This window comes from Paraburkholderia sp. SIMBA_054, from assembly GCF_046534875.1.
Classification (GTDB): domain Bacteria; phylum Pseudomonadota; class Gammaproteobacteria; order Burkholderiales; family Burkholderiaceae; genus Paraburkholderia; species Paraburkholderia hospita.
Map to the genome: position 1 here is coordinate 78,210 of NZ_JAWRXV010000007.1, position 22,749 is coordinate 100,958.

A 22,749-nucleotide genomic window follows, 5' to 3' on the forward strand; every position below is an offset into this window, starting at 1 on the left:
GCGTTAGCGTCGGCTAAACCCTCCCGCGCCAGCGGCTCGCGGGTTCGGGTGAGCGTCTTACGAATCGCATAAATCAAATAATTTCGCGTGAGACATGCAGTTCACACAGGAGGCAATATGCATATAGGCGTTCCGAAGGAGATCAAGAACCACGAATATCGCGTCGGCCTCACGCCGTCATCCGTGCGGGAGATCATTGCACACGGACACAAGGTCAGCGTGGAGACGGGTGCGGGCAGTGGCATCGGCGCATCCGACGATGCGTACAGAACAGCAGGTGCAGAAGTGCTGCCTGGCGCCGAGGCGGTCTTTGCGGCCGCCGACATGATCGTCAAGGTCAAAGAGCCGCAAGCTGTCGAGCGCGCGATGCTGCGCGACGGACAGGTTCTCTTCACCTACCTGCACCTCGCACCCGACCCGCAGCAGTGCGCCGATCTCGTGAGAAGCAAAGCAGTCTGCATCGCGTACGAAACCGTCACTCAGCCCGCTGGCGGACTGCCACTGCTTGCGCCGATGTCCGAAGTCGCGGGGCGCATGTCGATTCAGGCGGGAGCGTTTTGCCTGGAGCGCGCTCACGGCGGCAAGGGCATCTTGCTCGGCGGCGTGGCGGGCGTGCCGTCCGCGAGAATCGTCATTCTCGGCGGCGGCGTGGTCGGCTCGAACGCGGCGCAGATCGCCGTCGGCACGGGTGCGCAGGTCGTTGTGATCGACCGCAACGTCGACGTGTTGCGGCGCATGGACCGCCTGCTTGGCGCGCGCGTGATCACCGTGTATTCGAATCAGGACAACATCGAACAACACGTGCTCGATGCCGACCTCGTGATTGGCGGTGTGCTGGTGCCCGGCGCGGCCGCGCCCAAGCTGGTGACGCGCAAGATGGTCGAAGCGATGCGTCCGGGTTCCGCGATCGTCGATGTCGCCATCGATCAGGGCGGATGCTGCGAAACAGCACGTGCCACGACGCACGCTGAACCGACGTACAAGGTCGGCGAGATCGTGCATTACTGCGTGGCGAACATGCCGGGAGGCGTGCCGCGCACGTCCACCTACGCGCTGAACAACGCGACACTGCCTTTCGTCCTGCAGATCGCGGACAAAGGCTGGCGCAAGGCGCTCACCGACGACGAGCATCTCCGTCGCGGCCTGAATGTGGCGTTCGGCGCGGTGACCTGTCCTGAAGTCGCCGAAGCACTTGGCTACGCTTGTGAAGACGCAGGCGTCGTCGCCGCTGGATAGTCCAGAGATGAAGCTCGGTTATCGAACGATGGTGGCGACCGCTGGCCGTCGGTGGTTCGCTGCCGTTCGGGCAGACGACGGGCACGGGCCGCCTCGTCCGTGAAATCATCTTCGGCAGTATCGATCGGGAAAAAGGGACGATCAACGCGCAAACGTGCCCAGCCCTTCCGCGTTGTAGTACTCGAGCGTCACCTGATTGCTCAGGAACGACACCTTCGAAATCGTCCCAGGTGCAGCGTTTTCGTTGACGAGCGTGAACGTGAAGGTATCGCCGTCCCAGTGCGACAGCGGCAAGCGCAATGGCGTTGCGCCGATCGTCAAAAGCAGCGATCCGCCCGCGTCGCTGATCTGCGCTGGCCCGTAGTAGTCGTTGTTGTAGGTGCCCGTGTACGTGGAAAGCGCGCGCGCCGGGAATGGCGACACGGGCGGCGCTACGCCGACGAGCGAGCCCGCTGGCCTGGCGAGACCGGCTAACGCGTCGTTATAGAGCTTGAACCAGTCGCGCTGGATCGAGCCGAACTGCACGAGATCGAAGAACTGCGCGGTGAGCGTTTCGGGAACGCCGATCGGCCAGCCATTGGTGAGCACCACGATTGCGCAGCCCGTCGAAGGCACCACGACGAAGTTCGTCGCTGCTCCCGCGCCGAATGCGCCCGAATGGCTATAGCTCGCACGGCCCGCCGCCGTCGTGCCGACGTTGAAGCCGAAGCCATAGTAGCTCGCGCTCTGCCCGTTGCCCGCCGGGGCCGTCTGCGATTGCGGGCTGATCGCTGCATTGAGCGCCGTCGCATCGACGAGGCGATTGCCGTTGAAGACACCGTTGCCGAGCATCATGGCGAGCCACTTCGCCATGTCGTTTGCAGAAGAGCTGACGCCGCCAGCAGGCGATTGCGCGTCGGGCATCGAACCGAGGCCGATCACCCATTGGCCGTTGCGCTTCACGTGGCCGGTGGCCCGGTTCGCGCGCGCAATGAAATCGGCGTAGCGCGAGCTCGTGCTCGCCATGCCGAGCGGCTGATAGAGCGTTTGCTCCGACAGGGTCGCCCAATCGACGCCCGCCGCCGATGCCACTGAAATCGCGCCCGCTGTCAGACCGAAGTTCGTGTAGGCGTACGAGCGGCGAAACGGCGCAAGCGGCAGAGAGCGCAGGCGCTGCAAGATCGTCGTCTGGTCGTAGCCCATGTCCTCCAGCAGATCGCCCGCGTGATCCGGCAAGCCCGAGCGGTGCGAGTACAAGTCGCCGATGGAGACTTGCGCGCTCACATCCGCGTCCGACAGCGTGAACCACGGCAGATGCGCGCGCACGGGCGTGTCCCATGACACCGTGCCGATGCCGATCTGATGCGCGACCACCATCGAGCCGACCGGCTTCGACAGCGACGCGATCTGAAACACCGTGTCGGGATCGACGGCGAGTCCCGAACCAAGGAGCCGCGTGCCGAAGCCCTTCGCGTAGACCGTCTGAAGATTGCGCACGACGGCGACCGACATGCCGGGCACGCCTGTGGACGTCATCAGGTTGTTGGCGAGCGTGTCGAGTTGCGCGATGGCGGCATCGATCTGCGCGCCGGGTACGGGTGCTTCCGCGTTAGCGCTATTGCTGCCGCTGGCCGAATCGCTGGAGCCGCCGCACGCAGCGACGGCCCCGCACATCGCGGCGCCGAGAAAGCGCCGCCGTCCTTGCCCTGAGGTCATGCCACATCTCCGGATGACTGCTGCCGCGGTCGAAGGGTCGTGCCGACGCCGCTGTCGTGCTCGCCGCGCCCGGCTTTCAGTTATAGATCATCGCCGAACGGAGTTGAAAGCCCAACGTTCGAGTAGGCTCGACATTTTGGTCCTCCTCACTCGAGCAGGCGTGGCCAATTTGTCGGTTCAAGTCACGGCTGTGCTGATTGTCTTTCGTTCTTTCTGCAGTTCATTTTGGGCTGCATCGTCAAAATTGATGAGCATAAAGGGGTCAGGCAACGCAGGGTGCCGCCGATCTCCGGAGCTCTTATCGGCGCACTGTCGGGATCAATCGGTCTCGCATGGCACACGCCAAACCTGAGCCAATTTGGAGACGTCCATCGTCAATCGTCTGGTATCTGGCGGAAACACGCACCACGAGCCGTCTGCGTGTCGAAAAAAGATAAGTTCAAGCGTGCCGGCAGAACGTGTGGCCTCGACACGGACGCACCTCCACTGTTTGCATCGGATGTGCCTGGATCGCGTGACTCGTGCGCGTGCATTTGACCCGGCACCAAACCATTTCTCCACCACTGATCGCAAGGATCCTTCACGGAAACTCATCGCCCACCTCCATGCGCCACGATTGACTGACACTTACCCGTAATCCGTAACCGCTGCGGAGTTAGGAACGTCTTGCGTCCACAACGGTACGTTTGCGAAAAAAAGCCCGGGAATACCGGGCAAAAGGCTCGCGCTCTCACACGCGAACATCGGAGATGCATGCGCGCTCTGAAGCTTTCCGCCGCTCTATGCCACGCTTCGTCGTGGTAACGTGCGATTCGCCTTTTCGTCCCATCGTCGACTGCTCAGCCGGGCGGCTCGTATCGCGTGATCAAAATTTTCGTCCGTCGCAACGTGCCTGTGATCGACACTCACCAACCAGCTGCCGTCAGCAAGGCACCAACGGATACGACGCTCCTCGACCAGGCCTGCAAACCATCGCCAAATGTCTGCGTCCTCTGCATTGACCGCATTCGCGGCGTTTTGCCGGATCTGAGTTGAGATATCCAAAGGCTCCTCCTTCAGTGAAAGGGCTGAAATCTCAAGGAGTTCAGATGCCGGCTACCAGCTCTGGCACGACCGCAAACAGATCGCCGACGAGGCCATAATCTGCGACGCTGAAGATCGGCGCTTCTTCGTCCTTGTTGATTGCGACGATCACCTTCGAGTCCTTCATGCCAGCCAGATGCTGGATCGCGCCGGAGATGCCGACCGCGATGTAAAGCTGCGGCGCGACGATCTTGCCGGTTTGACCGACCTGATAGTCGTTCGGCACGTAGCCAGCATCGACGGCTGCGCGCGATGCGCCCATTGCCGCGCCGAGCTTGTCGGCCAGTGGCTCCAGCACTTTCGTGTAGTTCTCGCCGCTGCCCAGACCACGACCGCCCGACACAATGACATGCGCCGACGTCAGTTCCGGACGATCCAGCTTCGTCACTTCACGGCTCACGAACTGCGAGATGCCCGTATCGGCTGCCGCTTCGATCTTCTCGACCGATGCGCTGCCACCTTCCGCTGCAACCGGATCAAAGCCCGTCGATCGAACCGTGATGACCTTGATGGAATCTTGAGATTGCACGATCGCAATCGCATTGCCAGCGTAGATCGGGCGCTCAAAGGTATCGGCCGAATCAACTGCCGTGATGTCGCTGATCTGCGCGACGTCGAGCTTCGCCGCGATACGCGGTGCGATGTTCTTACCGTAAGCCGTAGCCGGCGCGAGGATGTGCGAGTAATCCTTCGCGATGTTCAGCACCGTCGCCTCGACGTTTTCCGCGAGGCCTGCTGCCAGTTGCGGCGCGTCAGCGAGCAGCACCTTCGCCACGCCTGCCACCTTCGCAGCCGCTTCAGCCGCGCCTTGCGCGTTGTGACCCGCCACCAGCACATGAACCTCGCCACCGACGGATGTGCAAACTGCGTGCGCGGCAGCAACCGTATTGAGCGTCGCTGCCTTCAGCGCCGCGTTGTCGTGTTCAGCAATTACCAGAATCGTCATTTCATTCGTCTCCGCGTGTCCGTAGATCAAAGCACTTTGGCTTCGGTCTTCAGCTTCTCGACCAGCGTCTTCACATCGGCCACCTTCAAGCCAGACGAGCGCTTCGGCGGCTCGCTGACCTTCAGCGTCTTCAGACGTGGCGTGACATCGACGTCAAGGTCTTCGGGCCTCACGATTTCGAGCGGCTTCTTCTTCGCCTTCATGATGTTCGGCAGCGTCACGTAGCGCGGCTCGTTCAGGCGCAGATCGGTTGTGATGACTGCGGGCAACGTCAGCGACAACGTTTCCGCACCACCATCGACTTCACGCGACACCGTCGCCTTGCCATCCGCCACCACAACCTTCGATGCAAACGTCGCCTGCGGGAGATTCGCCAGCGCAGCGAGCATCTGGCCCGTCTGATTGGAATCGTCGTCGATGGCCTGCTTACCGAGAATCACCAGTTGCGGCTGTTCCCTGTCGACCAGCGCCTTGAGCAGCTTCGCCACAGCCAGCGGCTGCAGGTCTTCACCCGATTCGATCAGGATCGCGCGGTCCGCACCGATCGCCAGCGCCGTGCGCAGCGTTTCCTGACATTGCGTCACGCCCGCCGACACAGCGATCACTTCCGTCGCCACGCCCGCTTCCCGCAGACGCACGGCTTCCTCGACGGCGATTTCGTCGAACGGATTCATCGACATCTTCACATTCGCGATGTCGACGCCCGTGTTGTCCGACTTCACGCGGACCTTCACGTTGTAATCGATGACACGTTTGACTGGCACCACAATTTTCATGAGCATCCTCCAATCAGGTTGGTGACAAGTTTGCTCACTACCGCCGGTAGACGGAATTCGCCATTCACAAACGGCGCGTTTCAACGACTCGAACGCTTTTAAGCCCAATCACCAGAGACAGAATCGTTAACCTGAAGCTAACCACGCCTTCCGGAATCACAAATTGAGTGAATGGTGTCGCCAGGGCACGCTGTAATGCATGACGACGCGTCGATACAACAACTGACGTCGCGTCCCTTTTCAACTCATCAACGTGATTTCGACACCATGTCCGTTACCTGGCCTGAAGCAATCTTCGAGCATTTCAAAGCCGCTGATGTGCGGCAAGTCGCGTATGTGCCTGACGCGGGACACAAACGCCTGATCAACCTTTGCGAAGAAGATGCGGAGATCCACGCCGTTTCGCTTACTACCGAAGAAGAAGGCGTTGCCATGATGGGCGGCGCCTGGGTCGGCGGGCAACGTGGCGTACTGCTTTTGCAATCGAGCGGTGTAGGCAACTGCATCAACATGCTTTCCCTGCAGCACGAATGTCGCATGCCCATCGTCATGCTCGTCACCATGCGCGGCGAGTGGGGCGAATTCAATCCGTGGCAAGTTGCGATGGGAAAGTCGACGCAGGACGCACTCGAGTCGGCAGGTGTCTACGTCTACCGCGCCGACGATGCGGACGACGTCGCGGAAACCGTCCAGGCAGCGCTGAACTTCGGCTACAACACCTCCCGTATGGTTGCCGTCCTCATCGGACAGCGTGTGATCGGCACCAAGAACTTCAAAAAGTGAGTACAGACATGACACAGCAGACGAAGCCCTTGAACCGTCGGCTGGCGGTGAAGCGGATCCTCCGCGATCGACAGCAGGACGTCCTTGTTGTAACGAGCCTCGGCAATCCGACGTTCGATGTCGCCGCCGCCGGCGACACCCCTCAGAACTTCTATCTATGGGGTGCAATGGGCGGTGCCGTGACGTTCGGCCTCGGCGTCGCGCTGGCACAACCGAAAAAGCGCGTCGTCGTATTCGTCGGCGACGGTGAAATGATGATGGGCCTCGGGTCGCTCGCGACGGTCGGTGTCGACAAACCGTCGAACCTGTCCATCGTCGTCATCGATAACGAACACTACGCCGAAACGGGAATGCAACTGGCGCACGCCGGGCGTGGCGTTGACATCACCGCCATCGCGCGCGCGGCAGGCTTCGAAAACGCGGCAACGATCGAACGCGAGCGAGAACTCGAGGAGTTCGTCGACGTCATTCTGAAAGCCACGGGCCCGGTCCTGGCAACGGTCAAGGTTGGCACCGATCCAGAACCGACCAGCCTTCCCCCGCGCGACGGCCCATGGCTGCGCAGCCGCTTCCGTGAAGCGTTGCTCGGAAGCGCCGCACACGCGAGTCAGTAAGTTCTGGCGGTAGCGCCTATCGCGGGGCGGGCCAGCGTACGCTGCCCGCCTTTTTCCGTTCCGGTTCAATTTTTTCGAGCCTGTACAATCGGAGTCAACGTGACCTAGACGCTGACTCCATGCCGCCCCCGAAGGTCTTCTCCGATATGTTGGTTGAGGTACTGAAACAACTGGACAGGCAGCCCGATTTGCTGGCACGCGTGTTCGATTGCTTGCCGGATGTCCTTTACTACATCAAGGACGCGGAGGCGCGCTATCTCTCGTTCAATCAAACGCTGATCGAGCGCAGCGGCCTTCAGCGCGACGAAGTAGTCGGGAAGACTGCCGACCAACTGTTTCCGGTAACGGGTGCGAGCACGAATGCACAGGATCTCGGCGTCATCGAAAGCCGTGCACCCATTCTTGAACGGCTGCGTCTTTACTCGACAGCGTCAGGACATCGGTACTGGTGTCTCAGCTCCAAATTCCCCGTTCTCGACGACCGCGGACACGCTATAGGCTTGATTGGCATTTCCCGCGATCTGCCGAGGCCGGACGAGCGTCATCACGGCTACAGGCGCTTGCAGGCCTATCTCGAGTATCTTGAGGGAAACCTCGGACAGAACATTCTCGTCAGTGAAGTCGCCGAGCGTGCGTCGATATCGGTCGACACGTTGGAGAGGCTTTCGCGCGAAGTCTTTCATCTCACGCCAAAGCAGATGCTCATGAAGCTTCGCGTCGATCACGCATGCAAGCTTCTTGAGACAACGGACCGCAGCATTACGGATATTGCGGGCGAGTGCGGATATGCCGACCATAGTGCATTCACCCGGCAATTCAAAACGGCCACGCACCTCACACCCCGGCAGTACCGGAACGTTCGAGGGCGCGGCCTGAACCCGCACTGATGTGCGGGCTTCCGTCAGTAGACGCCCTCTTCGACGATCAGATTGCCGGAGGACAGTCGAGCCGGCGACAACGACGACAGGTCAATGGTGCGGAACTCGCCAAAGCCAAGCAATTCCGCCATGCCTCGTCCTACGCCGGGACTATGCATCATGCCGTGACCGCTGAATCCTGCTGCCACGTATGAGTTCTCCGGCCCCATCTGCCCGACGAGGCCGTTATGGTCCAGGTAGTTGTACTCGTAATAGCCTGCCCAGGTGTGTTCGATACGTAATGCCTCGAACGCAGAGATTCGTTCCGCCAGAGCCGGCCAGATGATCTCTTCGAATTCGGCAAAATTCGCATCGAGCGGCAAGTCGTCAAGGTCCTGTTCAGCAGTTGGCGATACGATACAAAGAAAGTGATTCTGCTCGCGACGCAGATAAACGCCTGACGTATCGATCAGGATCGGGAGATCCGCTATCGGCGTCGGGCAAGACACGACAAAAGCAGAGCGCCTTCGCGCACGCACAGGCAGCTCAACGCCTAGCGAGCGAGCCAACGGCGCACACCACGCACCGGCCGCATTGACAAACACATCCCCTGCGATCTCCCTGCCGTCGGACAGTTCGACGTGCGTGATCCGCTCGCGCGCTGTTCGATACCGAACAGCTTCTCCAGTCACGAAGTGAACCCGCGCTTCGCGTGCACGATTGCGGAACCATTGCATGACGCTATAACCGTCGAACCACCCTTCTCCGCCCAGTCCTTCGACGGCGTAGGCCAGGTCGTCGGCGTTGATCCAGGGGTAACGTTCCTTTAGGGCATCGGGCGTGTATTCGCGCAGGTTCACGCCGAGCGACCTGGAGAGCACACTGCGCCGCCGCAGCGCTTCTTCCTGTTGCTCATTACCGAGGAACAGGTATCCGCAGTCCACGAGATCGACGCCCGCGCCATACCGTGTCTTTTCGCGCTCGCACGTTGCGAAGAACTCGTAGCCGAACTGCGACAACTCGATGCAAACCGGCGTAGAGAACTGTTGTCGAATGGAACTCGCCGAAAGCGCCGACGAGGCTTTCTGGTAGGTGGGGTCTCGCTCGATGACCCAGATTTCCCGATCAGCGGATTGCTGGCTCAGGAAGTAGGCGATGGAACAGCCAATGGCGCCGCCGCCGACAATTACGACACGTTCACTCATGATTTACCTTTAACCGCACGAATGACCTTCGGTAGCCACCGTGATGCAGCAATGGTTCAGGCTGTCACAGCCTCAAGGGATTCACACGCGGACCGGATTCGGCCGAGTGCCTCGTTCAATTCTTCGACCGACGCCGCATACGACAGCCGGAAATAGGGCGACAGCAGGAAACCCGAGCCGGACACCACTGCGACATTTGCATCCTCAAGCAGATACAGGACGAAGTCCTGATCCGTGGTGAGCAGCTTTCCGGTCGCAGTGCGACGGCCCAGCACGCCGTGGCAACCCACAAATGCGTAGAACGCGCCTTCCGGTTCGTGCACCCGCAAGCCCTGGATCTCGCGCAGCCCGTTCACCACGCGATTGCGTCGCTCATCAAACGCTGCCAGCGACGCTGCCACGAACGACTGGTCGCCCGTCAGGGCCTCCAACGCAGCGTACTGCGACACAGAAGACGCACTCGTGATGATTTGCCCCTGCACGAGGTTCATGGCCTGGATCAGCGCCTTCGGTGCGGCTGAATATCCGATCCGCCAGCCCGTCATCGAATAGACCTTCGAGACACCGTTGATGACCAACGTTCGGTCGTAGAGGTCGGGCGCCACGTTCAGGATGTTCACAAACGGCCGCGACGTGTAGACGAGTTTCTCGTAGATGTCGTCAGACAGCACCCACACATGCTCGTGACGCCGCAGGACTTCTGCGAGCGCCTGTAGTTCTTCAGCCGAATACACTGCGCCCGTCGGGTTTGACGGCGAGTTGAGCATCAGCCATTTAGTCTTCGGCGTGATCGACGCCTCCAGTTGTGCCGCCGTCAGCTTGAAACCGGATTCTTCGCCGCAGGTCACAACGACAGGCGTCCCTCCGGACATCTTGACGATCTCCGGATAGGAGACCCAACACGGAGCGGGAACGATCACTTCGTCGCCGGCGTTCAGCGTTGCGAAGAAAGCAGCAAAGATCGCCTGCTTGGCGCCTACCGACACACTGATTGCGTCGGCCGCATACGCAAGGCCGTTGTCGATCTTCAGCTTCGCTGCGATAGCTTCACGTAATTCCCGCGTACCGGCTGCTTCCGTGTAGCGGGTCTTTCCGTTCCGCATCGCCCTGATAGCAGCTTCCTGGATGTTCGCGGGCGTGTGGAAATCCGGTTCACCCTGGGACAGGGAAATCACATTCTTTCCAGCGCGGCGCAGTTCGGCCGCCTTCGCCGCCATTGCCATTGTTTGCGCGGGCGCAATCTGGCCAATGCGGTCTGCGATGAAACCCATTCTCGTGTTTTCCGTTTGTGAGTGACAAGAGACGTGTGCTCGGAGCGCCATAGAAGCGACGCTCCGACTTTCGCCTGTGATTACAGGCGCTCGGCGACTGCCTTCATCTGCAGGAATTGCAGCAGATAGTCAGGACCACCCGTCTTGGTGTCGGTGCCCGTGAGGTTGAAACCGCCGAATGGCTGAATGCCAACCAGCGCACCCGTGCACTTGCGATTGAAGTACAGATTGCCCACGTGGAAGTCCCTGCGTGCACGTTCGATCCGCGCGCGGTCGTTCGAGAACAGTGCCCCCGTCAGTCCATACACCGTGTCGTTGACGACGGCCAGTCCTTCCTCAAAGTCCTTCACCCGAATCGCAGCGACAAACGGACCGAACACCTCTTCCTGTGCAATGCGTGCTTTCGGCAAGACATCGCCGAAAATCGTCGGTTCGATAAGGTACCCAGCCGCGCCTTCGACAGCCTTGCCGCCTGTGAGCAGCTTGCCCTCGCTGCGACCCACTTCGATGTAGGATAGTACCTTCTTGTACTGCAATTCGTTGCAGACCGGACCGAAACTCGGGTTGTCCTGCGCCTGCGCCACGACCAGTTCCTTCGCCTTTGCGACGACCTTCTCCAGCAACGCATCGTAGACGGAGTCGACCACGATCAGGCGCGAGCAGGCTGAACACTTCTGGCCTGAATAGCCGAACGCCGCCTGAATGACGGCTGCAGCCGCGTCGTCGAGATTCGCGGTTTCGTCAACGAGGATTGCATCCTTCCCGCCCAGTTCCAGAAACACGCGCTTGAACCACCGCTGGCCATCCGCGAGTTTCGCTGCCGACTCGTTGATCTGCGCTCCAGTTGCGAGCGATCCGGTGAAGTTGATGAAGCGCGTCTTGGGATGCGCGACGAGATAGGAACCGATATCGCGACCCGTGCCCGGAAGATAGTTCACAACGCCCGGCGGCAGACCCGCCTCGGCGAAGATATCGAAGATCTTTGCCAACGACACGATCGTGTCCTCGGCTGGCTTGCAAACGAGCGTATTGCCGACGACGATCGCGCCCACCGTCATGCCCGTCATAAGCGCCATCGGGAAATTCCAGGGCGAGATCGTCACCCCTGCACCCAGCGGAATGTAGAAACTTTCGTTCTCCTCTCCCGGGTAGTGGATCAGCGAACCCAAGCCACCCATGTGCTTCAGCGCCTGTCGGGCATAGTATTCGGTGAAGTCGATCATTTCGGCGACTTCGGCGCTCGCTTCGACATAGTTCTTGCCGATCTCGTAGACGAGCCATGCTTCGAGCTCGCGCTTGCGGCGGCGCATGATCGCGGCGGCCTTCAGCATCACCCGGCTACGGTCTTCCTGGGTCCACCGTTTCCACGATTCGAATGCCTGCCACGCAGCGTTGAGGGCCGCGTCGGCATGTTCTTTCGTTGCTTTCGCCGTATATCCGACGACTTCCGAAGGATTCGACGGGTTCGTCGACGTCAGCTTTTCCAACGTCTGAATCCGTTCGCCATTGACGATGAGCGGATAAGTCTGACCGAACTCGGCATGCACCTTTTTCAATGCCTGCTGCATCTCGGCCTTCGCGCTATCGGTGTCGTAGAGATCGAACGGCTCGTTCTTGTACGGCGCAATCAACATTGCATTCTCCAGGTTGAATGATTCTGGTCGCAGCGCTCGACGAGGCGCGCTTCCGTTCATTGATTGTCCCGGGCGAAAAACCAGTCGTCTTGATCTGCCTCCACGATTTTCTGCGGAAATTTGCACAGTCATAAAACAATGTACGAATACCACTCCCAATTAAACTGCGCCTGATAAGGAAAAAGTCGCCGCTATCCTGCTCGTACAAAGAATTAGGTATTGCGGTTTTTCGTCACTTGGTAGACCATGAAAAAGCAACGAGACTTTTCAGGACACGCAAAATGGGCATGCACTTCGATCTTGTCGATCTTCGCCTGATTACCTGCATCGCGGAGACCGACAGCCTGACGCGAGGAGCGGAACGGTTTCACATGTCGGTCCCGGCAGCGAGCACGCGCATCAAGAACCTCGAAGAGAGCATGGGCACGAAGCTGCTCTATCGAACGAGCCAGGGGGTCACGCTTACTCCGCCCGGACAGGCGTTCTTGCATCACGCGCGGCTCGTGCTGTCGCAACTTGAACAGTTGCGCGGTGACATGCAGGAATATGCGCGCGGCGTTAAGGGGCATGTCCGCATTTTCGCCAACACGACGGCCACGACCGAGTTCCTGCCGAATGATCTGAGGGACTATCTGGCGAGTCATCCTGACGTCAACATCGATCTCCGCGAGCGTCTGAGTCACGATATCGTGCGCGCCGTCAGCGAAGGCACGGCAGACGTGGGTATCGTTGCGGGCAATGTACGTCCCGAGTCGCTACAGACACTTCCCTATCGATCAGATCGCCTGATACTCGCTGTCTCGACCTCGCATCCATTGGCCGAACGTGAATCGACGCCATTTCGCGACGTTGCGAACTATGACTTCGTCGGGTTGCCCGAGGCCAGTGCAATCCACACATTTCTGATCCGTGTCGCCAGCGATCTGCATACGAAGCTGCACGTGCGAATCGAAGTTGGAAATTTTGAAGCGCTCTGCCGGATGATCGAAGCAAATGTCGGTATCGGCGTATTGCCAAGGTCTTCGGCCATACGCTACGCGAAGACCATGCAGATCCGTCTGGTCGAGATTGAAGATGAATGGGCAACCCGCGACCTGCTCATTTGCGTGCGCAGTCTCGATCTCCTCCCCTCGTTCGCGCGCGAACTTGTCGATCAACTGACCCAGAAGTGCGCTGGCACGGTGCAAGCCTGACATCAGCAACCAGTTAGGCTCTGCTTAAAGCCCCCTTCTCCACACACAAATTGTAGTCAGCGGTCCGGTGCGTCAATCTATTGTGACTGACGCTAAAGGACTGCAAATGCCCTCCAACAACGATCACCTGCGCTCATGGATCGGCCGCACGCAGACCGAGAGTGAGCTGGTCTCCCCTCGCCTTGCCCAACAGTTGGCCGCGACGTTGGACTACGAACGTGCGCCGAAGGCGGGGGAAACGTTGCCCCCTCTTTGGCACTGGGCTCTTTTTCCACATATCGCGACGCAATCGCATATCAGCGCAGACGGGCATCCGCAGCGCGGCGGGTTCCTTCCACCCATTCCGCTACCCAGGCGCATGTGGGCGGGAAGCCGGGTCCGGTTCGAGCGCCCCGTTGTGGTCGGTAGCCAGGTGACGCGCACGTCTCAGATTATCGACGTCGCGAGCAAGGACGGTCGAAGCGGAAAGCTGGTGTTTGTTCGCATCCGCCACGAACTCGAAGATTGCGAAGGGCCGCTCATCTCCGAGGAACAGGATGTCGTCTATCGCGAAGCCGCGGACGAGCCTTTCACGCCCGCGACAAGCCCGCTGGCCCCGGTCGAAACGACGTGGAGCCGGACGATAGTCCCTGACCCGGTTCTGCTGTTCCGCTATTCGGCAGACACGTTCAACGGTCATCGCATTCACTACGACCGGGCGTATGCAACCAGCCAGGAAGGTTATCCCGCACTCGTCGTACACGGCCCGCTCACCGCAACTCTCCTGGTCGATCTCGTGACGCGTAGTGCACCGGACGAGGACGTCGCATCGTTCTCGTTCAAGGCGGTGAATCCTCTTTTCGACAACGCACCTTTTCAGGTCTGTGCTGCGCGTCTGCCTGACTCGGACGAAGTCCGATTGTGGGCAGTCAATGAGGCCGGCGTTCTGTGCGTCGAAGCGACCGCAAAGCTACGGGCATCGGCAATTGCCCTTTGAACATTGATACGACAGGAGTAGACACAAAGTGACGCACACCGTTGACTCATACCAGGACATCCGTGAAGCCGTCCGCGACCTTTGCTCGAACTTTCCCCCCGAGTATTTCCGGAAGATCGACGAGGAGCGAGCCTATCCGGAGGCGTTCGTTCAGGCACTGACCGACGCCGGCTGGCTGGCCGCGCTGATCCCGCAGGAATACGGCGGATCGGGACTCGGCCTGACTGAGGCGTCGGTCATCATGGAAGAGATCAACCGCAGCGGCGGGAATTCGGGGGCTTGTCATGGCCAGATGTACAACATGGGCACCTTGTTGCGGCACGGTTCGAAGGAACAAAAGGACCACTATCTGCCGCAGATCGCTAGCGGCAAGCTCCGGCTTCAGTCGATGGGTGTCACCGAGCCGACGACCGGCACCGATACGACGAAGCTGAAGACGACCGCGGTCCGTCAAGGCGACCGGTACGTCATCAACGGACAGAAGGTCTGGATTTCGCGTGTCCAACACTCCGATCTGATGATCCTGCTGGCCCGCACCACACCCATCGACAAGGTCGCAAAGAAATCTGAAGGGATGTCTATCTTTCTGGTCGATCTGCGCGAGGCAGTTGGAAAGGGAATGACAGTGCAACCCATTCCGAACATGGTCAATCACGAGACCAACGAACTGTTCTTCGACAACCTCGAGATTCCGGCAGACAGCCTCATCGGCGAGGAAGGCAAGGGCTTCAAGTACATCCTTGATGGCCTCAATGCCGAACGCACGCTGATCGCCGCCGAATGCATCGGCGACGGGTACTGGTTCCTCGACAAGGTAACCGCGTACGTCAAGGAGCGTGTCGTGTTCGGCCGGCCAATCGGACAGAACCAGGGTGTGCAGTTCCCGATCGCCCGCGCATTCATCAACGTCGAAGCCGCGAGCCTCATGCGCTACAAGGCATGCGAGCTGTTCGACGCAAAGCAGCCGGCCGGCGCGCAAGCCAACATGGCGAAGTTGCTTGCCGCAGATGCCTCATGGGAAGCCGCCAACGCGTGCCTTCAGTTCCACGGCGGATTTGGCTTTGCCAACGAGTACGACGTCGAACGCAAATTCCGCGAAACCCGCCTTTACCATGTCGCACCGATCTCGACGAACCTGATTCTCTCGTATGTGGCCGAGCATCTGCTGGGACTGCCGCGTTCATTCTAAGGAGGCTGTCATGAAACCGCTGGACGGGGTCAAGGTCATCACGCTCGAGCATGCAATCGCAGCGCCGTTCTGTACGCGCCAGTTGGCCGACCTTGGCGCGCGCGTGATCAAGGTTGAGCGGCCGGGAGTGGGTGACTTCGCGCGTGCGTACGACGAAAGAGTGAACGGACTGGCCTCCCATTTTGTCTGGTGCAATCGTTCGAAGGAGAGCCTCTCTCTCGACGTCAAGGCGCCACAGGCTGAAGCCATCCTGGACGGTCTGCTCCGAGACGCCGACGTGCTTGTGCAGAATCTGGCACCTGGCGCCGCCGCGCGCTTGGGTCTGTCTTTCGAGGCACTGCACGACAGGTATCCGAAGCTGATCGTCTGCAACATCTCCGGATATGGAGCGGACGGTCCCTACCGCGACAAGAAGGCGTACGACCTGCTCATCCAGAGCGAATCGGGTTTTCTGTCAATTACCGGCGCTGCCGAATCACCTGCGAAGGCGGGTTGCTCGATTGCAGACATTGCCGCAGGCATGTACGCGTACACCAACATTCTCTCGGCACTGCTGCAACGCGCGAAGACGGGGCTGGGGCGCGAGATCGACGTTTCGATGCTCGAAAGCATGGTGGAGTGGATGTCGTATCCCCTGTACTACGCCTACGACGGCGCGTCACCACCTCCTCGCGCCGGCGCAGCTCACGCGACGATTTACCCGTACGGCCCCTTCCCGGCGGGAGACGGCAAGACGGTGATGCTCGGCCTGCAGAACGAGCGTGAATGGGCGGTGTTCTGTTCGAAGGTACTGCTCGACCCGGAACTCGCGATTGAATCACGCTTCAGCTCGAACTCGAAACGGGTAGCCGCTCGCGAGGCGTTGAGAGACATCATCTGCGCCGCATTCAGCGAATTGTCATCGGAGGAGGTAATCCGTCGGCTCGATGCTGCGCAGATTGCCAATGCACGGATGAACTCGATGGAGGACGTCTGGACGCATGAGCAGCTGAAAGCACGAGGACGCTGGACCACGGTCGGAACGCCGACAGGTGATGTTCCGGCGCTGCTTCCGCCAGGCATCGCTCATGTCGAAGCAATGCAACTGGGTGCTGTCCCGGCCCTCGGTCAACACACAGAAGCGCTCCTTCTGGAACTGGGCTATATGCCTGAAATGATCCGTGACCTACGCAATGCGGCCGTTGTTTGATGAAGTCATCTCGTCCGGAACCCTGACATGACCAATACCGAAATCCTGGCTGCCTTCGCAGCCAATCTGAAATACGAACAGATTCCCACGGAAGTCGTACGACGCACCGAAGACCTTTTTCTGGACTGGTTCGGCGCAGCGTTGGCGGGACGCGGCGCCCGCCCGGTGGAATCGATCCAGAAGCTCGCGCTGGATTTTGGCCCGCAATCGGGCCCCTGCGAAATCCTGATATCGAGCCGCACGACGAGCCCGCTGTTTGCGGCCATGGTGAATGCCGCCGCGTCGCACTTTGCAGAACAGGATGACCTGCACAACAGTTCGGTGCTGCATCCGGCCACGGTTGTGTTTCCCGCAGCATGGGCTGCGGCTCAGGCGTTGGGACGCAGTGGCAAGGAATTCATCGCGGCCTCAGTCGCCGGCTATGAGGTTGGCATCCGGGTCGGCGAGTTTCTCGGCCGATCTCACTACAAGATTTTTCATACGACCGGCACGGTCGGCACATTGGCCGCCGCAGCCGCCGTCGGCAACCTGCTTCGTCTTGACGAGGTACAGATGCTTCACGCTTTCGGTTCGGCAGGCACGCAAGCGGCCGGACTGTGGGAGTTCCTGCGCGATGCGGCCGATTCCAAGCAGTTGCATACCGCGAAAGCCGCAGCGAACGGGCTCCTCGCCGCCTACCTTGCAGCGGACGGATTCACCGGCGCGGAGGACATTCTGGAAGGCGTCAAGGGTATGGGCGCCGGCATGTCGGCGCAGACGGACCCGCAGAAGCTTGTCGACCGGTTGAGCGAGCGTTGGGCGCTCGTCGAAACTTCCTTCAAGTTCCATGCGTCCTGCCGGCACACCCACCCGGCCGCAGATGCACTTCTCCATGTGTTGAGACGCGAGAAGCTTTCTCCTGGCGACATTGAAACGGTCGTAACGCATGTGCACCAGGCCGCGATCGACGTTCTCGGACCGGTCACGGACCCGAAGACGATTCACCAGGCGAAGTTCTCAATGGGCACCGTCCTTGCATTGGCCGCCGAATACGGTCACGCGGGCGTTCGCGAGTTCGATGCGCACTACAAGGAAAACCGTATCGCGCAGTTCCGCGACAAGGTTTCCATGGTGCTCGATCCCGAAGTCGACACGGCCTACCCTGCGCGATGGATCGGCAAGATCACCGTCCAGACAAAGGACGGACAGACATTTACTGGCCGGATCGACGACCCGAAAGGCGATCCTGGCAATACGCTGACGCGCGCCGAACTCGAGCATAAAACCACTACGCTGGGTCTCTACGGCAACGCAGCCGCCGAGGAGGAAATCCAGCATGCGATCGCGTCGGTATGGTCTCTTGCCGATTGTCCCGTCGTTCCACGGCTGCTCCCCGAAGTCTCACTGGAGTCACAACATGGCTGATCTCGCCCCCCGTTCATACCTTTTTGTTCCGGGTAACCGGCCCGACCGGTTCGCCAAGGCGGCCGCGTCGGGCGTCGACGTGGTTGTCATCGATCTTGAAGACGCCGTCCCTCCCGACGAAAAGAAAGTGGCTCGCGCTGCACTCTCAGAATGGCTTTCCGCGAATGACACACCGATTGCAGTGCGCGTGAACGATGTCAACAGCGAGTGGTTTCGCGACGATATCACCCTGTGTCGTGCGCCCTCCGTTAAGGCAGTGATGCTGCCCAAAACGGAACGGATCGACGATATCTTCCTGTGCGAATTCGCCGGCAAGCCGACCGACATCCTGCCGATGATCGAGACGGCCCAAGGGTTTCGGAACGTCGTCGCGATCGCCCAACATCGCCTGACGACTCGACTCGTATTTGGCAACGTCGACTTCCAGCTGGATCTGGGCATCGACGGCGACGATGAGCAGCTGTTGTATTTCAGGTCTCAAATCGTGCTGGCCTCGCGTATCGGCAACCTTCTGGCGCCGGTTGACGGGGTCAGCATCACCCTCGACGACGCAGCGCAAATCGAACGCGACACGCTTCGCGCCAGGCGGTTGGGTTTTGGGGCCAAACTCTGCATTCATCCCAAACAGGTCGCAGCTGTCAATGCTGCCTTTGTCCCGACTGCAAAGGACGTGGAATGGGCCAGGAAAGTACTCGCTGCGGCAGCAGCGTCGCATGGCGCGGCTGTCGCTGTCGACGGCCGTATGGTCGATCGGCCCGTCATCCTTAAGGCTCAGGAAATTCTTGCTGAATCGCAGCGGCGCGTGCCTGTCGCGGCCTGACATAAGTGGAGCGTTCAAAATCATGCAGCAATTCGAAATGTACATTAACGGCGAATCTGTTTCCGCCTCCTCGGGTGAATGGTTCGATACCGAAAATCCGTTCACCGGCGAAGCATGGGCGAGGATTGCCAAGGGCAACGCCGCCGACGTGAACCGCGCGGTGGAGGCGGCTCATGCAGCGTTCAGCACTGGGCCGTGGGCGCAGATGACGCCAAGCCAGCGCGGTCTCCTGCTGCACCGTGTCGGCGACCTTATCGCACGGGACGCTAAGCGGCTGGCGGAACTGGAAGTACAGGACAACGGCAAGCTGATGGCCGAGATGTACGGGCAGTGTCAGTATCTTCCGCAGTGGTACTACTACTTTGGCGGTCTCGCTGACAAGATTCAGGGCGCGGTCATCCCGCTCGACAAGAAGGGGTACTTCAATTTCACGCGCAATGAACCGCTCGGCGTCGTGGCGGCGATCACGCCGTGGAACTCGCCTCTGCTCCTCGCGACCTGGAAGATCGCTCCAGCTCTGGCTGCGGGCTGCACTGTCGTCATTAAGCCCTCGGAATTCACTTCGGCATCCACGATCGAGTTCGCGAAGCTGTTCACCGAAGCGGGCTTTCCGCCAGGCGTCATTAACGTCGTCACCGGCTTCGGCAAGGATGTGGGCTCTCCGCTCGTTGAACATCCGCTCGTGAAGAAGATCACGTTTACGGGCGCGGACTCGACGGGACGCGCCATTAACGAAGCCGCTGCGCGTCAGTTCAAACATGTCAGTCTCGAACTGGGCGGCAAGTCGCCGAACATCGTGTTCGAGGACGCAGACCTTGAAGACGCCGTGAACGGCGCCGTATCGGGCATTTTCGCCGCGACCGGCCAGACGTGCATCGCGGGCTCGCGACTGCTATTGCAGGACAGCATCTACGATGCCTTCGTCGATCGGCTTGTGACGCTCGCTCGCACCGCCAGGATGGGCAATCCATCGAAAATGGATACGCAGGTCGGTCCGGTGACGACGCGCCCGCAATATCTGAAGGTCCTGTCTTATATCGAAACCGCGAAGGAGGACGGGGCAACGCTGTTGCTCGGTGGCAAACCCGGCACAGCACCTGAATGCGGCCGCGGCTGGTTCGTCGAGCCTACGATCTTTGGTGACGTGAAAAACAGCATGCGAATCGCTCAGGAAGAAGTATTCGGCCCGGTGCTTTCTATTATCCGGTTCAAGGATGAAGACGAAGCCGTTGCCATCGCGAACGATGTGCGGTTTGGCCTGGGTGCCGGCGTGTGGACCAAGGATATCGGTCGATCCATCCGGGTAGCAGAAAAGATCCAGGCTGGCATGGTTTGGGTCAACAGCTACCGCGCTGTCAGCTACATGTCCCCATTTGGCGGCTATAAGGACTCCGGCCTCGGGCGCGAGAACGGCATCGACGCGATCCGGGAGTATCTGCAGACCAAGAGCGTGTGGATCAACACCGGCGTGAAGACTGCAAATCCGTTCGTCATGCGATGAAACGAAGTGCTCGACGGCGTAGCGACCGTTGAGCCGCAACATTCCGATAACGCCCTCGTTGTTCACACAACCGGGGCATTGTCATGTTCAGCCAGGCGCATCCTGCGCCAGATGCAGCGCCGTGCGCTGCGCTCATGCTTTCAACGCGACCGATCAAATGTGTCCCGCTCCCCTTATGCAAGATTGCCCGCTCGACAATCCTTTCCTCGAAAGTCTCGGCGTGCACCTCTGTATGGCGCGACGGCTATGCGGAACTGACAATGCCGATCGACGCAACCAAGCTTAACCGGCAACACGTTCTGCAAGGCGGTGCAATCGCCACCTTGCTGGATGCGGCCGCCGGCTACGCGGGAATCTTCTCGATGCCGGGAGAAGTCGAACAGCACGCATTTACCCTGTCTCTGACGACGAACCTCCTCGACAAGGGTCAAGGGCACCACGTTAAGGCGATCGGCATGCTGGAGCTGGAGCGAAACGGAAGGTCGATCTTCTTTGCGCGCGCCGAAACGTGGGTCGATGACACGCTGCTTGTTGCAACCGCCCAAGGGACGTTCAAGTACGTAGGTGCCCCGCGCTAAGCACCTCTTCAAGGCGCTGTGTGGCGCATATCCGACGTGATCATTCTGGGGAGCACGACCAGTACGGCATACGGCCAAATAAGGCCTTTACCACAAGGCAGCAAGCAACAGGATGGCGGGATCGATTCGAACCTGGTCCGCTGAATCACTGCTGGGCGCATAGAGTTCACGCTCAATCCCGGCCAGCGGATTGAACACGGCGGCGCAGCAAGCCTTCAGTTTTTCCCCGAAAGACACAGCCGCACTACTGTCGATTACATTTGAGCGAGGGGCTGGGTGCGACGGACGCATAAGTTGCTCTCTTCAGAAAGGGGGACCATCGATACTCAGATCGCCCCCCTTTGTTCCGCTGTGCGCGCCGGAAGGACTCAGCTCTTGATGCCCTTGCTCGCGTTAGCGCTCGCCTGGCGAACTTCAAGCGTTACACCTGCACCTCTATCAGCGGTGTTGAAATAGGTAAATCCGCTGCGATCGTCGAGTCGCCCCGATCCAAGAAGAGGCAAGCCAGCGTCGATTCCCTGTTGCTGAGCCGCGTCTACGCTGTCAACCGTGAATCCCAGGTGGAAGACGCCTTCGCCCCGTGCGTCGAGAAAGCGGCGCTGCGGTGTATCGCCCTGCCCCGGTTGGCACAACTGGATTTGCACGTTATCCAACGTCGCAAACTTGTAGCGCATCTGCAGAAACGCTTCACGGTTATAGCCGTTGAGTTCATATGCATCCATCGGCGGGAAGTCTTTCCACGGGCCCACACCCGCAGATTCATAGAACGTTACAGCTTTTTCTATATCGCGCACGACGATGCAAACATGGTGCAACTGCCGGAAAATGCCAAGGTCTTTCATACGTACCCTCACCTTCAGTTAACCACAACAACCGCACGCGCAAATGACGCGCGCGCCCCCGGCAATGACCAGTTCAACCGGCACTTGCGACCTTGCGGGTGAATTCGTCAGCCGCGTCATCGTGTGCCTGCCCTGCGCCAGGATTCCATTGAAAACCCGAGCGTGCGATCACACCGGGCTTCAGACGTTGGTCCGGACCGTAGTCAGCGAACGGATGGAAGAACAGTGGCTCGGTGTTCTCGATTTGACGAAGACGCGTCGCATAGGAGTCGAGATACGCCTGACGCTCGTCCGCCGACACCCGCGACGGCATCCACGATACGTGTGGAGGCAGGACGTCGAAACCGAGGTAGCGGAAGATCCCATTGTGAATCGGCCAGAGAATGTGATTGATCGCTCCGTCGACGCCGTCGGGCTCATACAAGCTGGAGGCAGTGCCCGTCGTCGTCGATACCATCGCTTGCTTACCGTTGAACATCCCCGTGTCGTACTTGCGGCCCGTCGCATAGGCGAACCCACGCGTCATCACGCGATCCACCCAGCCCTTCAGGATGGCGGGCATGCCGAACCACCACATCGGATACTGGAAGATCACCATGTCGCACCAGAGCAGCTTCTGCTGTTCCGCGTGAACATCGGGTGTTGGCGGTGTCGACGTCGTGAACATATGTTCCTGTTCGGCCGAAAGATCGAGGAAATCGTCGTTCAAACGGTCGCCTGTGAAATCGTCGACGTTCAGGTCCGCGCGCCAGTTCAGCTTGTACAGATCGCTGACCTGAACTTCGTGACCGAGCGCCTCCAGTGTCGCGACGGCAGTATCCTTGAGCGCGCCGTTGAACGACTTCGGTTCGGGGTGTGCAAATACGATGAGGACTTTCATCCGATAACTCCTGAATTTCTTCGCATTGAAGGCGAGCCACTAACGCCCGTCTTCCTCCGTGTTCCTCGCCGAGGATG

Annotated in this window: 19 protein-coding genes and 1 pseudogene; 12 read left to right on the forward strand and 8 right to left on the reverse strand. The window is 59.8% G+C overall.

Going from position 1 to position 22,749, the window contains the following annotated elements; translation table 11 throughout:
• The first annotated feature begins 117 nt into the window (after window positions 1-117).
• Window positions 118-1,236 (forward strand): alanine dehydrogenase, encoded by a 1,119-nt coding sequence (gene ald / locus SB822_RS10595; protein ID WP_114223432.1) that lies wholly within the window; start codon window positions 118-120, stop codon window positions 1,234-1,236.
• 141 nt (window positions 1,237-1,377) lie between these two features.
• Here the strand turns inward: ald and SB822_RS10600 are convergent, their stop codons facing one another.
• The 3 genes from SB822_RS10600 to SB822_RS10610 all read right to left on the reverse strand — a co-directional run bounded on the left by SB822_RS10600 (window position 1,378) and on the right by SB822_RS10610 (window position 5,736).
• Window positions 1,378-2,931 (reverse strand): serine hydrolase, encoded by a 1,554-nt coding sequence (locus SB822_RS10600; RefSeq protein WP_410854616.1) that lies wholly within the window; start codon window positions 2,929-2,931, stop codon window positions 1,378-1,380.
• A 1,084-nt stretch (window positions 2,932-4,015) separates the two neighbouring features.
• Window positions 4,016-4,960 (reverse strand): electron transfer flavoprotein subunit alpha/FixB family protein, encoded by a 945-nt coding sequence (locus SB822_RS10605; RefSeq protein ID WP_410854617.1) that lies wholly within the window; start codon window positions 4,958-4,960, stop codon window positions 4,016-4,018.
• Window positions 4,961-4,986: 26 nt separating this feature from the next.
• Window positions 4,987-5,736: an electron transfer flavoprotein subunit beta/FixA family protein gene (locus SB822_RS10610; protein ID WP_410854618.1), complete on the reverse strand. Its 750-nt coding sequence runs from the start codon at window positions 5,734-5,736 to the stop codon at window positions 4,987-4,989.
• 195 nt (window positions 5,737-5,931) lie between these two features.
• On the opposite strand from SB822_RS10610, the gene SB822_RS10615 reads away from it, so the two are divergent.
• The 3 genes from SB822_RS10615 to SB822_RS10625 all read left to right on the forward strand — a co-directional run bounded on the left by SB822_RS10615 (window position 5,932) and on the right by SB822_RS10625 (window position 8,020).
• Entirely contained in the window at window positions 5,932-6,519 is a 588-nt protein-coding gene (locus SB822_RS10615) for a thiamine pyrophosphate-binding protein (RefSeq protein ID WP_007749193.1), read from the forward strand.
• An 8-nt stretch (window positions 6,520-6,527) separates the two neighbouring features.
• A complete protein-coding gene (locus tag SB822_RS10620; RefSeq protein WP_007579253.1) occupies window positions 6,528-7,133 on the forward strand; it encodes a thiamine pyrophosphate-dependent enzyme in 606 nt (201 codons plus the stop codon).
• 119 nt (window positions 7,134-7,252) lie between these two features.
• Window positions 7,253-8,020 (forward strand): helix-turn-helix domain-containing protein, encoded by a 768-nt coding sequence (locus tag SB822_RS10625; RefSeq protein ID WP_007579252.1) that lies wholly within the window; start codon window positions 7,253-7,255, stop codon window positions 8,018-8,020.
• Between the two features lie 14 nt (window positions 8,021-8,034).
• Here the strand turns inward: SB822_RS10625 and SB822_RS10630 are convergent, their stop codons facing one another.
• From SB822_RS10630 to pruA, 3 genes are all read right to left on the reverse strand, one after another.
• Window positions 8,035-9,195 carry an NAD(P)/FAD-dependent oxidoreductase gene (locus SB822_RS10630; protein WP_410854619.1) on the reverse strand — a complete coding sequence of 387 codons (1,161 nt, stop codon included), beginning with the start codon at window positions 9,193-9,195 and terminating at the stop codon, window positions 8,035-8,037.
• A 56-nt stretch (window positions 9,196-9,251) separates the two neighbouring features.
• Window positions 9,252-10,466: a pyridoxal phosphate-dependent aminotransferase gene (locus SB822_RS10635; protein WP_410854620.1), complete on the reverse strand. Its 1,215-nt coding sequence runs from the start codon at window positions 10,464-10,466 to the stop codon at window positions 9,252-9,254.
• Window positions 10,467-10,546: 80 nt separating this feature from the next.
• Entirely contained in the window at window positions 10,547-12,100 is a 1,554-nt protein-coding gene (pruA, locus tag SB822_RS10640; protein WP_410854621.1) for an L-glutamate gamma-semialdehyde dehydrogenase, read from the reverse strand.
• A gap of 281 nt (window positions 12,101-12,381) precedes the next feature.
• On the opposite strand from pruA, the gene SB822_RS10645 reads away from it, so the two are divergent.
• The 8 genes and pseudogenes from SB822_RS10645 to SB822_RS10680 all read left to right on the forward strand — a co-directional run bounded on the left by SB822_RS10645 (window position 12,382) and on the right by SB822_RS10680 (window position 20,950).
• Entirely contained in the window at window positions 12,382-13,293 is a 912-nt protein-coding gene (locus SB822_RS10645; protein WP_079502702.1) for a LysR substrate-binding domain-containing protein, read from the forward strand.
• Window positions 13,294-13,399: 106 nt separating this feature from the next.
• Window positions 13,400-14,269: a MaoC family dehydratase N-terminal domain-containing protein gene (locus SB822_RS10650; protein WP_410854622.1), complete on the forward strand. Its 870-nt coding sequence runs from the start codon at window positions 13,400-13,402 to the stop codon at window positions 14,267-14,269.
• 28 nt (window positions 14,270-14,297) lie between these two features.
• Entirely contained in the window at window positions 14,298-15,458 is a 1,161-nt protein-coding gene (locus SB822_RS10655; protein WP_410854623.1) for an acyl-CoA dehydrogenase family protein, read from the forward strand.
• A 10-nt stretch (window positions 15,459-15,468) separates the two neighbouring features.
• Window positions 15,469-16,647, forward strand: a complete 1,179-nt coding sequence (locus SB822_RS10660) for a CaiB/BaiF CoA transferase family protein (protein WP_410854624.1) — start codon at window positions 15,469-15,471, stop codon at window positions 16,645-16,647.
• A gap of 27 nt (window positions 16,648-16,674) precedes the next feature.
• Complete coding sequence (locus SB822_RS10665; RefSeq protein WP_410854625.1) at window positions 16,675-18,051, forward strand: MmgE/PrpD family protein; 1,377 nt, start codon at window positions 16,675-16,677, stop codon at window positions 18,049-18,051.
• On the forward strand, window positions 18,044-18,871 hold the full coding sequence (locus SB822_RS10670; protein ID WP_079493816.1) for an HpcH/HpaI aldolase/citrate lyase family protein: 828 nt from the start codon (window positions 18,044-18,046) through the stop codon (window positions 18,869-18,871). Before SB822_RS10665 ends, SB822_RS10670 begins: the two co-directional genes overlap by 8 nt.
• 22 nt (window positions 18,872-18,893) lie before the next feature.
• Complete coding sequence (locus tag SB822_RS10675) at window positions 18,894-20,372, forward strand: aldehyde dehydrogenase (protein ID WP_410854706.1); 1,479 nt, start codon at window positions 18,894-18,896, stop codon at window positions 20,370-20,372.
• A 175-nt stretch (window positions 20,373-20,547) separates the two neighbouring features.
• Window positions 20,548-20,950: pseudogene (locus SB822_RS10680) on the forward strand (PaaI family thioesterase).
• Window positions 20,951-21,318: 368 nt separating this feature from the next.
• Here SB822_RS10680 and SB822_RS10685 read toward each other — a convergent pair.
• Entirely contained in the window at window positions 21,319-21,792 is a 474-nt protein-coding gene (locus tag SB822_RS10685; RefSeq protein WP_079502697.1) for a VOC family protein, read from the reverse strand.
• A 73-nt stretch (window positions 21,793-21,865) separates the two neighbouring features.
• Window positions 21,866-22,672 (reverse strand): NAD(P)H-dependent oxidoreductase, encoded by an 807-nt coding sequence (locus SB822_RS10690; protein WP_079502696.1) that lies wholly within the window; start codon window positions 22,670-22,672, stop codon window positions 21,866-21,868.
• Between the last annotated feature and the right edge of the window lie 77 nt (window positions 22,673-22,749).